6 protein-coding genes are annotated in these 12,990 nt (G+C 70.5%); 1 reads left to right on the top strand and 5 read right to left on the bottom strand.

The window, feature by feature from the left end; genetic code table 11:
- Window positions 1-75: 75 nt before the first annotated feature.
- The 5 genes from glgB to ABZW18_RS03935 form a co-directional block, all read right to left on the bottom strand.
- Window positions 76-2,355, bottom strand: coding sequence for a 1,4-alpha-glucan branching enzyme (gene glgB / locus ABZW18_RS03955; protein ID WP_356181669.1), 2,280 nt, complete (start codon window positions 2,353-2,355; stop codon window positions 76-78).
- Window positions 2,356-2,761: 406 nt separating this feature from the next.
- A complete protein-coding gene (locus ABZW18_RS03950) occupies window positions 2,762-4,351 on the bottom strand; it encodes a phosphotransferase (RefSeq protein ID WP_356181667.1) in 1,590 nt (529 codons plus the stop codon).
- Window positions 4,352-4,583: 232 nt separating this feature from the next.
- On the bottom strand, window positions 4,584-6,317 hold the full coding sequence (gene treS, locus ABZW18_RS03945; protein ID WP_356181665.1) for a maltose alpha-D-glucosyltransferase: 1,734 nt from the start codon (window positions 6,315-6,317) through the stop codon (window positions 4,584-4,586).
- Complete coding sequence (locus tag ABZW18_RS03940; protein WP_356181663.1) at window positions 6,314-8,377, bottom strand: alpha-1,4-glucan--maltose-1-phosphate maltosyltransferase; 2,064 nt, start codon at window positions 8,375-8,377, stop codon at window positions 6,314-6,316. Before ABZW18_RS03940 ends, treS begins: the two co-directional genes overlap by 4 nt.
- Window positions 8,378-8,685: 308 nt before the next feature.
- Window positions 8,686-9,897, bottom strand: a complete 1,212-nt coding sequence (locus ABZW18_RS03935; protein WP_356181661.1) for a S8 family peptidase — start codon at window positions 9,895-9,897, stop codon at window positions 8,686-8,688.
- A 365-nt stretch (window positions 9,898-10,262) separates the two neighbouring features.
- On the opposite strand from ABZW18_RS03935, the gene glgP reads away from it, so the two are divergent.
- Window positions 10,263-12,893, top strand: coding sequence for an alpha-glucan family phosphorylase (gene glgP / locus ABZW18_RS03930; protein WP_356181658.1), 2,631 nt, complete (start codon window positions 10,263-10,265; stop codon window positions 12,891-12,893).
- Window positions 12,894-12,990: the final 97 nt, after the last annotated feature.

Below are 12,990 nucleotides of genomic sequence, written 5' to 3'. Positions count from 1 at the left end.
CGTCCACCCGCGCCCATCCGGTGAGCCCGTCACGGTGAACGGCCTGTGGTCGGGGCGAGTGGGCGCAGCGGAGTGTCAGGCCGGCCGCAGCCAGATCGTCGCCAGCGGCGGGAGGGCGGGCAGGATGCTGCTCGGGCGGCCGTGCCAGGGAGTCGGCTCGGGCTTCAGCAGGTCCGGGTTGGTGACGTCGCCGCCGCCGTAGCGGGCCGCGTCCGTATTGAGGATCTCCTGCCACCCGGCGTCGTGCTCCGGGACGCCGAGCCGGTACGCGTGGCGGACCACCGGGGAGAAGTTGCTCACGCAGAGCAGCGGGTTGCCGAAGGCGTCGAGGCGGAGGAAGGCGAGGACATTGTCCTCCGCCGCGTCGCCCACGACCCAGGCGAAGCCCGACGGGTCGGTGTCCCGCTCCCACAGGGCGGGATGATCGGCGTAGCCGCGGTTGAGGTCGCGCACCAGGTCGCGTACGCCGCGGTGGTCCCCGGCCGAGTGATAGGTGTCGTCCAGCAGCCACCACTCCGGGCCGTGCACCTCCGACCACTCCGCCCCTTGGGCGAACTCCTGCCCCATGAAGAGCAGTTGCTTGCCCGGGTGGGCCCACATGAAGCCCAGATAGGCGCGATGGTTGGCCCGGCGCTGCCACCAGTCGCCCGGCATCTTCGTCACCAGCGACTGCTTGCCGTGCACGACCTCGTCGTGGGAGATGGGCAGCACGTAGTTCTCGCTGTACGCGTACACCATCGAGAAGGTCATCTCGTTGTGGTGGTACTTGCGGTGCACCGGCTCGTGCTTCATATAGCCGAGCGAGTCGTGCATCCAGCCCATGTTCCACTTGAGGCCGAAGCCGAGCCCGCCGAAGCCGCCCGGCCCCACATGGTGGGTGGCGCGGGTGACGCCGTCCCAGGCCGTCGACTCCTCGGCGATCGTCACCACTCCCGGGCAGCGCCGGTAGACGGTCGCGTTCATCTCCTGGAGGAAGCTCACGGCGTCGAGGTTCTCGCGGCCGCCGTACTCGTTCGGCGACCACTGGCCGTCCTCGCGCGAGTAGTCGAGGTAGAGCATCGAAGCGACCGCGTCGACCCGCAGGCCGTCGATATGGAACTCCTCGCACCAGTAGACGGCGTTCGCGACAAGGAAGTTACGGACCTCGCGGCGTCCGTAGTCGAACTCGAGCGTGCCCCAGTCGGGGTGCTCGGCGCGGCTGGGATCCGGGTGCTCGTACAGCGGCGTCCCGTCGAACCGGGCCAGCGCCCAGTCGTCCTTGGGGAAGTGCGCCGGCACCCAGTCGACGAGCACGCCGATGCCGGACCGGTGCAGGGCGTCGACGAGGTATTTGAAGTCGTCGGGGGAGCCCAGCCGGGCGGTCGGCGCGTAGTACGAGGTGATCTGGTAACCCCACGAGCCGCCGAACGGATGCTCGGCGACCGGCATCAGCTCGACGTGGGTGAAGCCGAGGTCCTTGACGTACGCGGGCAGCTGCTCGGCGAGCTGTCGGTACGTCAGCCCCGGCCGCCAGGAGGCGAGGTGGACCTCGTAGACGGAGAGCGGCGACTGATGGGCCCGGCGGTCCGCGCGGTGCTCCATCCACTCCTCGTCGTCCCAGGTGTGGTGGGAGGCGGTGACGACCGAGGCGGTGCCGGGCGGGCACTCGGTTCGGCGGGCCATCGGATCGGCGCGCAGCGTACGGGATCCGTCGGGGCGGGCGATCTCGAACTTGTAGAGCGCGCCTTCGCCGACGCCCGGCAGGAACAGCTCCCAGATGCCGCTGGAGCCGAGGCAGCGCATCGGGAACCCGGTGGCGTCCCAGTAGTTGAAGTCCCCGGCGATACGCACGCCGCGGGCGCTCGGTGCCCAGACGGTGAACCGGGTGCCGGTCACGCCCTGATGGGTCATCGGGTGGGCTCCGAGGGCCTGCCAGAGCTGCTCGTGGCGGCCCTCGGAGATCAGATGCAGATCGAGTTCCCCCAGGGCGGGCAGGAAGCGGTACGGGTCGTGGAACTCCATCTCCTCGGCCGCGTGGGTGTCCTGTCCGCCGGCCTCGTTGTCGCCGTTGCCGCCGTCTCCGCCTTCTCCGCCGTACGTCACCAGGAGCCGGTGCTCCGGGACCGCGTTCAGCGGCAGCACGGCCGCGAAAAGACCGTCTCCCTCGGAGACCAGTTCGGCGCGCAGCCCGTCGGCGGCGACCGCGACGGAGCGTGCGAACGGGCGCAGGGCGCGGAAGAGGACACCGCCGGTGGCCTGGTGAGCACCGAGCAGCCCGTGCGGATCGTGATGCGAGCCGCTGAGCAGCCGGTGCCGCTCCCCGGGGTCCAGCGGCGGCGCGGCCCGGACACCGGGACGGACCTCCGGCGCGGGCACCGCCGCCTGGACCGGCGCCGGGACCGCCTGAGCCGGCCGGTCACGCTCGCGCGCCGGCCGCTCTGCAGGAGGGGCCGTGGGCCGCGGCGCGTTCGCGGGGCGGGCGACGGGGGGTTGGGAGGGGCGGGGGTGGGGCGAGGGACGACGGGGGCTCACGGGTGGGTCCTCCTCGGACGAGCGAACGGCGGGCGTACGCACTTCAGCGGCGGGACGTGCTCCCGGGCACGGGAGACCGGCTTCGGACGGGGCACCGGACCGGGCTCCGGACCGGGCCTCGCACGGGGCTTCGGACCGGGCCTCGCACGAGGCATCGGGCCGGGCCTCGCACAGGGCATCGGGGACCGGGGCTCGGACGGGGTTCCGGACCGGCGCCCCGCCGGGCGACGGGTAGCCCGGTGCCGGGAAGTCATGCGGGCGGCGCGGGCGGCATGTCCGGAGCCGGCCGACGTCCCCCGGCAGGCCGCCCCTCCGCCGCCCTCCGGCCCGCCGACCCGGCCGGCCCGCGCAGACCGTCCGGCATTCCCGCCAGGCGCTGGATCGCCGCCATCGGGACCGGCAGCCAGTCCGGCCGGTGCCGCGCCTCGTAGAGCACCTCGTACACCGCCTTGTCGGTCTCGTAGGCGCGCATCAGCTCCGGCTCGTCGCGCGGGTCGACGCCCGATGCCGCCGCGTAGCCGTCGCAGTAGGCGGCACGGTTCTGCAGCGCCCACTCCTGGGCCCAGGCCGAGGTGTCCGGTGCCGGGTGGTGCGTACGGGCCGCATAGTCGAAGGAGCGCAGCATGCCCGCGATGTCGCGGGCCACCGGCTGGAGCCGGCGCCGCTCGGCGATGGGCCGGGCCGGTTCCCCCTCGAAGTCGATCAGCGCCCAACGGCCGTCCTGGGCGGTCCGCAGCGTCTGCCCGAGGTGCAGATCGCCGTGTATCCGCTGCGCCGGCCACGTGCGGCCGCGCCTGCCCAGCGCGGCCAAGTCGTGGAAGGCGGCGCGCAGCCGGTCGCGGTAGGGCCGCAGCGCCGGAACCGCGGCCGCGGCAGCGTCCAGACGTTCCGTCATACCCGCGGCGAGTACGTCGATCTGCTGTCTGCGGAGCACCGCGGTGGGCAGCGCGGCGGCCAGCGCGGTGTGCACCTCGGCCGTGGCCCGGCCCAGCGCGCGTGCCGCACTCGTGAAGTCGGCGCGTACGGACAGGGAGTTGAGGGCGAGCTGCCAGCCGTCGGCGGAGCCGGGCAGGAACGGCTGCAGGACGCCCAGGGTCAGCGGCTCGGCCGCCGGCCCGCCCGGCTGCGCCGACTCGGCGGTCGTCTCGAACCACGCGGTGGGGTGCGGCACCCGCCGGCATCCGGCTTCAGCCAGGGCGAGCGGCAGCTCGAGATCGGGGTTGATCCCGGCACCGACCCGCCGGAAGACCTTGAGAATGTACGCATCGCCGTACACCACCGAGGAGTTGGACTGCTCCACGGCGATCGGCCGGGGCGTGAGCCCGGAGGGAATGGCCGTCGAGGGAGCCCGGGTGAAGCGCAGCGCGCCTAGCCGTCCCGGCACTCTGAGCCGTTCGAGCAGCAGCCCGGCGAGCCGCGGATCCTGGAGGGCCTCGTAGACCGTACGGCCGTGCAGCGGGCCGCCGGTGGGCCGGCCGATCAGCGTGTGGGCGAGCTGCGAGGGCAGCGCGGAGCGGATGCCCAGCAGCAGCTGATAGCAGTCCGACTCGCCGGGCTGAGCCCGCGGTGGGCCCGTCTGTTGGGCCTGAACGAGCAGATGGAGCAGACCGGGGGTGGCGCCGCTCGCCGTGCAGGGCAGCAGCTCCGTGGCGGAGACGAGGGAGAAGCCCGTGATGGGTCGGCCCTTGCCGGCGAACCACCGCTGCCGGGGGAGCCATTCGCGCAGCAGCGGTACGAGCGAGGGCAGCACCGCTCTGGGAGGCCCGATGGCCGGAGCCACGGGGACAGGGGTGGCCGTGGCCGCACGGGTCGGGTTGGCGCGGGTCGAGCCTTCCGACATGGCGTCGCGTCCTTTCCCCGGGCACACCACAGAATGGGCAGAGTGTCCCGGATTGCGGCAATAGCTGTCCGGCGGTGCGGGACGTGTCGGGTGAGGATCGTCCGTACAGGTAAGGCGATTGGCCTATTCGCTGCGCGGTACTAGGTGAGAGTGCCCACGGCGGGCCGGTGGAAACCGGAAATGGAATTCCCTGCGGAATCCGCATATGCCATTCCGCCGTGGGCGGTGACCGTCAGCTCGTGACGGCTGCGTTGGCCGTCGTGACGGCGGTTCCCGGCTTGCGGAGCCGGAACCAGTAGAAGCCGTGTCCGGCGAGCGTCAGCAGATAGGGCAGCTCACCGATGGCGGGGAAGCGCACCCCGCCGATCAGTTCCACCGGATGCCGGCCGTTGAAGGCCTGGAGATCGAGTTCGGTCGGCTGCGCGAAACGAGAGAAATTGTTCACGCACAGAACGAGATCGTCTTTGTACTCGCGCAGAAAGGCCAGTACAGCCGGGTTGCTGGAGGGCAGTTCGGTGTACGAGCCGAGGCCGAAGGCATGATTCTGCTTGCGGATCTCGATCATCCGGCGGGTCCAGTGCAGCATCGACGACGGACTGCTCATCGACGCTTCCACGTTGGTGACCTGGTAGCCGTAGACCGGGTCCATGATGGTCGGCAGCGAGAGCCGGCCGGGGTCACAGGAGGAGAAGCCCGCGTTGCGGTCCGGGGTCCACTGCATCGGTGTGCGCACCGCGTCGCGGTCGCCGAGCCAGATGTTGTCGCCCATCCCGATCTCGTCGCCGTAATAGAGGATCGGCGAGCCGGGCAGGGACAGCAGCAGAGCGGTGAACAGCTCGATCTGATTACGGTCGTTGTCCAGCAGCGGGGCCAGCCGCCGGCGGATGCCGATGTTGGCGCGCATCCGTGGATCCTTGGCGTACTCCGCGTACATGTAGTCCCGCTCTTCGTCCGTGACCATTTCGAGCGTGAGCTCGTCGTGGTTGCGCAGGAAGATTCCCCACTGGCATCCGGAGGGGATGGCCGGGGTCTTGGCGAGGATTTCCGAGACGGGGTAGCGGGATTCGCGCCGTACGGCCATGAAGATCCGCGGCATCACCGGGAAGTGGAAGGCCATGTGGCACTCGTCGCCGCCCTTGCGGAAGTCGCCGAAGTAGTCGACGACGTCCTCCGGCCACTGGTTGGCCTCGGCGAGCAGCACGGTGTCCGGATAGTGCGTGTCGATCTCGGCGCGCACCCGCTTCAACAGCTCATGCGTGCGCGGCAGATTCTCGCAGTTGGTGCCCTCCTCGGCGTACAGATAGGGCACTGCGTCGAGCCGGAACCCGTCGATGCCGAGGTCGAGCCAGAAGCGCAGCGCCGAGACGATCTCCTCCTGGACGGCCGGGTTCTCGAAGTTGAGATCCGGCTGGTGGGAGAAGAACCGGTGCCAGTAGTACTGCTTGCGGACCGGGTCGAAGGTCCAGTTGGAGGCCTCGGTGTCGACGAAGATGATCCGGGCGTCCTGGTACTGCTTGTCGTCGTCCGCCCAGACGTAGTAGTCCCCGTACGGCCCGTCGGGGTCACTGCGCGACTGCTGGAACCATTCGTGCTGGTCGCTCGTGTGGTTCATGACGAAGTCGATGATCACGCGCATACCGCGCTGGTGCGCGGCGTCGACGAACTCCACGAAGTCGGCGAGATCACCGAACTCCGGGAGCACCGCGGTGTAGTCCGAGACGTCGTAGCCGCCGTCGCGCAGCGGCGACTTGAAGAACGGCGGCAGCCAGAGGCAGTCGACGCCCAGCCATTGCAGATAGTCGAGTTTGGCGGTGATCCCCTTGAGGTCGCCGACGCCGTCGCCGTTGCTGTCCTGGAAGGACCGCACCAGCACTTCGTAGAAGACCGCGCGTTTGAACCAGTCGGGATCGCGGTCCTTGGCCGGAGTGTCCTCGAAGGTGTCCTGGACGGGCTCGTTGACGATCATGTTGTGGGTGACCCTCCGATCGGTGAGGACGGTCGCAGGGCCTTGTGCTCTCCCTGGGGCCGGGCTGCCGACGGCTGGTGCCGCGGGCTCCCGGATCCCCAGCCGGTGAGAACGTGCGCGGGCGTGATGCCCGGCTCGAGGCGCACATAGTTGGCCCTGCCCCAGTGGTAGGTCTCGCCGGTGAGCTCGTCGCGCACCGGCACGGACTCGTGCCAGTCGAGGCCGAGTTCCGGCATGTCCAACGAGACCGTGGCCTCCTGGGTGTGGTGGGGGTCGAGGTTGACGACGGTGAGAACGGTGTCCTGGCTGCCGCCTCCGGCGCGCTTGGAGTAGGCGATCACCGCGTCGTTGTCGACCGGGTGGAAGTGCAGGTGGCGCAGCTGCTGGAGCGCGGGATGCCGGCGCCGGACCCGGTTGAGCGTGGAGATGAGCGGCGCGATCGTACGGTTCTCGCGCTCGGCCGCCTCCCAGTCGCGCGGGCGCAGCTCGTACTTCTCCGAGCTCAGGTACTCCTCGCTGCCGGGGTGCAGCGGTGTGTTCTCGCACAGCTCGTACCCGGCGTAGACGCCCCAGGCGGGGGAGAGCGTGGCGGCGAGGACGGCGCGCACCTCGAAGGCGGGCCGCCCGCCGTCCTGGAGGTAGGCGTGCAGGATGTCGGGGGTGTTCACAAAGAAATTCGGGCGCATGTACGAAGCTGCGTCGCCGGACAGTTCGCCGAGGTACTCGGTCAGCTCCTGCTTGGTGTTGCGCCAGGTGAAGTACGTGTACGACTGCTGAAAGCCGATGGCCGCGAGGGTGTGCATCATCGCGGGCCGGGTGAACGCCTCGGCGAGGAAGATCACGTCTGGGTCGTTGCGGTTGATCTCGCCGATGACCTTCTCCCAGAAGGACACCGGCTTGGTGTGCGGATTGTCGACCCGGAAGATCCGCACTCCGTGGCCCATCCAGAAGCGCAGCAGGCGCAGCGTCTCGCGGACGATCCCGCTCAGATCCGTGTCGAAGTCGATCGGATAGATGTCCTGGTACTTCTTCGGCGGGTTCTCGGCGTACGCGATCGTGCCGTCGGCCCGGTGGTGGAACCACTCGGGGTGCTTCTCCACCCAGGGGTGGTCGGGCGAGCACTGCAGGGCGAAGTCCAGCGCGACCTCCATCCGAAGATCGCGCGCCCTCTTCACGAAGTGGTCGAAGTCCTCCAGCGTGCCGAGGCGGGGGTGGACCGCGTCGTGCCCGCCCTCGGCGGAGCCGATCGCCCAGGGGGAGCCGACATCGTGGCGCCCGGCCGACAGGGAGTTGTTCGGACCCTTGCGGTAGGCGGTGCCGATCGGGTGGACCGGCGGTAGGTAGACGACGTCGAAGCCCATCGCCGCGACGGCGGGCAGCCGCTCGGCGGCCGTACGGAAGGTCCCGCCGACCGGAGGCCGTCCTTCCTCGAAGACCGCGCCCTCGGAGCGCGGGAAGAGCTCGTACCACGAAGCGTAGAGCGCCCGCTGCCGCTCCACCTGGAGGGGCAGCGGGCGGGAGGTGCTGACCAGTTCGCGCAGCGGATGGCGGCGGAGGGTGGCGACGACCTCGGGAGCCAGGGCCGCGGACAGCCGTGCGGCGGCGGGCCGCCCCTCGTCACGCAGCGCGTCGACGGCGCGCAGCACGCACTCGCGCCCCTCGCTCTTGGGGACCCCGGCAGCGGCCTGCTCGTGCAGGGCGGCGCCCTCGGCGAGTACGAGCGCGGTGTCGATCCCGGCGGGAATCTTGATCCCGGCGTGGTGCCGCCAGGTGGCGACCGGATCGCTCCAGGCCTCGACCGTGTACGTCCAGCGGCCCTCGGCGTCGGGCGTGACCTCGGCGCCCCAGCGGTCGGTGCCGGGAGCGAGTTCGCGCATGGGGGTCCACATGCCGGCGCGTCCGGCCGGATCGCGGAGGACCACATTCGCTGCGACGGCGTCGTGCCCTTCGCGAAAGACGGTGGCACTGACTTCGAAACTCTCGCCGACCACCGCCTTCGCAGGGCGGCGCCCGCAGTCGACCAGCGGGCGGATGTCCAGAACGGGAATGCGTCCGATCACGGGATCACCTGGTGGTGTTGCAGTGTCAGCCACTTTGTGGGCTTTTGTACTTTCTATCTGTTTCGTTGACGATGTGTTGGCTGCGGGCATGGCAGCTCCTGTCCGCGTTCACTCAGGTGGCCGACTGGGTCCTGCTCGGTGTGGCGTGTGGCGCGAGACTCGTTACCGCCAAGGAGCCTGCCCACGGGGAATGGGAGGCCAATCCGGCGACAGGTGTGCTACCGGGGCGTAATGGCAAAAAGCCCGGACCGGTCCCGCGCCGAGTGGGCGGGACCGGTCCGGGACCGTCGTTTTCTGCTGTCAGTCGGTCAGTTGTTCACCTGGAGCAGGAGGTTGGGGGAGGTCAGGCCCGGATTCTTGACCTTGCCGGAGGCCGCCTTCGCCGTCAGCGCCTTGCCGACATCGGCCGGGGACGCCGTCGGATGGTCGGCGAGGTGGAGAGCGGCGGCGCCCACCGTGTGCGGGGTGGCCATCGACGTGCCGGAGATGGTCTTCGTCGCCGAGTCGGAGGAGTTCCACGCCGAGGTGATGTCGACACCCGGCGCGAACAGATCGACTTTGGAGCCCCAGTTGGAGAAGGACGCCCGGTTGTCGCTCCGGTCGGTCGCCCCGACGGTGATGGCCTCACTCACCCGGGCGGGTGAGAAGAGGTCCGCCGGGACGCCGTCGTTGCCCGCCGCGACAGCGAAGGTCACGCCGGACGCGATGGCATTGCGTACGGCCTCGTCCAGCTGGGGGTTGGCGACACCGCCGAGGCTCATATTGGCCACCGCGGGCTTCTGGGCGTGCTTGGCCACCCAGTCGATGCCGGCGATCACCTGCGCGGTGGTGCCGGAGCCCTCGTCGTCCAGCACTCGTACGGCGACGATGTCCGCCTTCTTCGCCACGCCGTGCGAGCTGCCGGCGATGTTGGCGGCCACATGCGTGCCGTGGCCGTTGCCGTCGTCGGCAACGTTGTCCTGGTCGACGAAGTCATGACCGCTGGTCGCCCGGCCGCCGAAGTCCGCGTGCGAGGTGCGCACACCGGTGTCGATGACGTACGCCTTCACGCCCGAGCCGGCGCTGTCCGGCCAGCTGTAGGAATTGTTCAGCGGCAGGCTCGGCTGGTCGATCCGGTCGAGGCCCCAGGACGGGGGGTTCTTCTGGGTGCCATCGATGGAGATCTCGGTGTCCTGTGTGACCGAGGCCACCATCGGGTCGGCCGCCAGTAGCTTGGCCTGTGCCTCGTCGACCTTCACCGCGTAGCCGTTGAGGGCGGAGGTGTACGTGTGACCCACCTTCGCGCCGTACTTCCGAGCCAGGTCCTTGCCCGCTTCGGAAGACGCGTCGACTCCATCGGAGCCGGACTTCAACGTGACGATGAAACTGTTGCCGACCGCGCCGGGCGACCCGGCGCCCACTATTCGCTCTTCGGTGGCGACGGCTTTCGTGGGTAGCAGGGTGGCCGAAAGTACCGCCGCCGTGGAGACCGCTGTCACAGCTCCGGTGAGCCGCAGACGATGGTTTCGCGTCAGTGCCATGTGCTGTTTTCCCCTCGTCGACCTCGACTCGATGTGCGTCAGCGTCTCCTTATCTACCGGCCGGTACAAGACTTTGTGCAGCAGCAATCGGCCACGCGGCCGGAGGAGCGTGCGGGCAGGGTGCGGCGATTTCCGGCCACCTTGGGGCATTGCGACCGTTCGGGCGCATGGAGGCGTTGCGGGGCGCGCGCCGTGGATGACGGAGGCGGGACGCGGCTACCGTCGCTGGAAGAAGGCCACCCGCAGTCCGGATGTGCGCCCCTGCTGCCTGGTGCGCGCCCCGAGATGGCGGGAATTGTGAAGGCCGCCTGCAATTCGGATGTGCAGTCCTGAAATCAGCCGCTCGCCCTGAAATGGTAGGAACTGTGAAGGCCATTCGTCGATTCAGCGTGCGCCCCGTCCTTCCGGAACCTCTACGACCGCTCAGCGAACTGGCGCGCAATCTGCGCTGGTCCTGGCACCCCGAGACCCGTGAGCTCTTCCAGGCCGTCGACCCGGACGGCTGGCAGGCCGCCGGCGGCGACCCGCTGCGGCTGCTCGGCTCGGTGTCCGCCGCCCGGCTGGGGATTCTCGCCGAGGACCGAAGATTCCTCCGTCGGCTCACGGCCGCGGCCGACGACCTGGAGGACTACCTCGCGGGCCCCCGCTGGTACCAGAGCGCGGACCCCGAGCTGCCCGCCGCCGTCGCCTACTTCTCGCCCGAATTCGGTATCACCGCAGCCCTTCCGCAGTACTCCGGCGGCCTCGGCATCCTCGCCGGTGACCACCTCAAGGCCGCCAGCGACCTGGGTGCCCCCCTGATCGGCGTCGGACTGCTCTACCGGCACGGCTACTTCCGGCAGTCCCTCTCCCGCGACGGCTGGCAGCAGGAGCAGTACCCCGTGCTCGACCCGAACGAGCTGCCGCTGTCCATGCTCCGCGAGTCCGACGGCAGGCCCAGCCAGATCGCTCTCGCCCTGCCCGGCGGCCGGTCCCTGTACGCGTACATCTGGCAGGCGCACGTCGGCCGGGTGCCGCTGCTGCTGCTCGACTCCGATGTGGAGGAGAACGGACCCGGCGAGCGTGACGTCACCGACCGGCTCTACGGCGGCGGCAGCGAACACCGGCTCCTGCAGGAGATGCTGCTCGGCATCGGCGGCGTCCGGGCCGTCCGGGCGTACTGCCGGCTCACCGGGCACGCCGCGCCCGAGGTGTTCCACACCAACGAGGGGCACGCCGGGTTCCTCGGCCTGGAGCGGATCCGCGAACTCGGCGAACAGGGACTGGACTTCGACGCCGCCCTGGAAGCCGTACGCGCCGGAACCGTCTTCACCACCCACACCCCGGTGCCCGCGGGCATCGACCGCTTCGACCGCGACCTCGTCGCCCGCCACTTCGGCGACGGCGGCGAGCTGACCGGTGTCGACCTCGGCCGCATCCTCCAGCTGGGCATGGAGACCTACCCCGGCGGCGAGTCCAACCTCTTCAACATGGCCGTGATGGGGCTGCGCCTGGCCCAGCGGGCCAACGGTGTGAGCACCCTGCACGGCAAGGTCAGCCGGGAGATGTTCGCCGGTCTGTGGCCCGGCTTCGACCCCGAGGAGGTACCGATCACCTCCGTCACCAACGGGGTGCACGCACCGACCTGGGTCGCCCCCGAGGTCCGCCGGCTCCGCGCCGGCCGGCTCGGCGTGGACCGGGCCGAGGACGCCCTCGCCACCGGCGCCGCGCCGCGCTGGGACGCCCTCGCCCACATCCCCGACGCCGAGCTGTGGGAGCTGCGCCGGACGCTGCGCGAACAGCTGGTGGAGGAGGTACGGAAGCGGCTGTACACGTCATGGCGGCAGCGCGGCGCCGGCACCGCCGAACTCGGCTGGATCGACCATGTCCTCGACCCCGGCGTGCTCACCATCGGTTTCGCGCGCCGCGTCCCCTCGTACAAGCGGCTCACCCTCATGCTGCGCGACCGGGACCGGCTGATGCGGCTGCTGCTCCACTCCGAGCGGCCGGTCCAGATCGTCGTGGCGGGCAAGGCGCATCCGGCCGACGACGGCGGCAAACGGCTCGTACAGGAGCTGGTGAAGTTCACGGATGACCCGCGGGTGCGGCACCGCATCGCCTTCCTGCCCGACTACGGCATGGCGATGGCCCAGAAGCTCTACCCCGGCTGCGACGTCTGGCTGAACAACCCGCTGCGCCCGCTGGAGGCCTGCGGCACCTCGGGAATGAAGTCCGCCCTCAACGGCGGCCTCAACCTCTCGGTGCTGGACGGCTGGTGGGACGAGTGGTACGAGGCCGACTTCGGCTGGGCGATCCCCACCGCCGACGGCTCGGCCACCACCGAGGAGCGGCGGGACGACCTCGAGGCGGACGCGCTCTACAAGCTGGTGGAGGAGCGGGTCGCGCCGTGCTTCTACGACCAAGGGGGGCGCAGCGGACTGCCCGACCGCTGGATCGAGATGGTCCGGCAGACCCTGGTCTCGCTCGGCCCCAAGGTCCTCGCCGGGCGGATGGTCCGTGAGTACGTGGAGCGGCTGTACGCCCCGGCCGCCCGCTCCCACCGCGCGCTCGACGCCGAGGCGGCCCGGGACCTGGCCGCGTGGAAGGCGCGGGTGCGCGCGGCCTGGCCGCGGGTCGCGGTCGACCATGTGGAGGCCGGCGCGGCCATGGAGGTGGGCGGCAGCGCGGAGCTGGGGTCCACGCTGTCGCTGCGGGTCCGGGTGGCGCTGGACGGTCTGAGGCCCGAGGACGTGGAGGTGCAGGCCGTGGCGGGGCGGGTCGACGCCGAGGACCGGATCAGGGACGCGGTGGCGGTGGCGCTGAAACCGGCCGGTGGAACGGACACGGAGGGCCGCCGGCTGTACGAGGGGCCGCTCGTGTTGAACCGGACCGGCCCGTTCGGCTACACCGTACGGATCCTGCCCGCGCACCCGCTGCTGGCCGGCAGCGCGGAGACCGGGCTGGTCGCGGCCCCTTCGGAGGCCACGCGTGAGGCGGCCGGAGTGCTGCTGCGCTGACCGTCGGTCGCCGTCGGCGCGCCGGGCGGACTCGGGCCCACAGATGTGGATGCGGGCCGACAGCGCGGACGCGGGCTCCCCACCGATGTGGAAGGGC

It is taken from the genome of Streptomyces sp. NPDC004647, assembly GCF_040609575.1.
Classification (GTDB): domain Bacteria; phylum Actinomycetota; class Actinomycetes; order Streptomycetales; family Streptomycetaceae; genus Streptomyces.
Note: the sequence above shows the minus strand (reverse complement) of the source record. Positions and strands in the feature narration are given on the sequence as shown.

What these genes read in the sequence shown, in the direction of transcription:
- ABZW18_RS03950 (WP_356181667.1), bottom strand. Translation starts at nt 4,351, where the DNA reads ATGTCGGAAGGCTCGACCCGCGCCAACCCGACCCGTGCGGCCACGGCC.
- treS (WP_356181665.1), bottom strand. Translation starts at nt 6,317, where the DNA reads ATGATCGTCAACGAGCCCGTCCAGGACACCTTCGAGGACACTCCGGCC.
- ABZW18_RS03935 (WP_356181661.1), bottom strand. Translation starts at nt 9,897, where the DNA reads ATGGCACTGACGCGAAACCATCGTCTGCGGCTCACCGGAGCTGTGACA.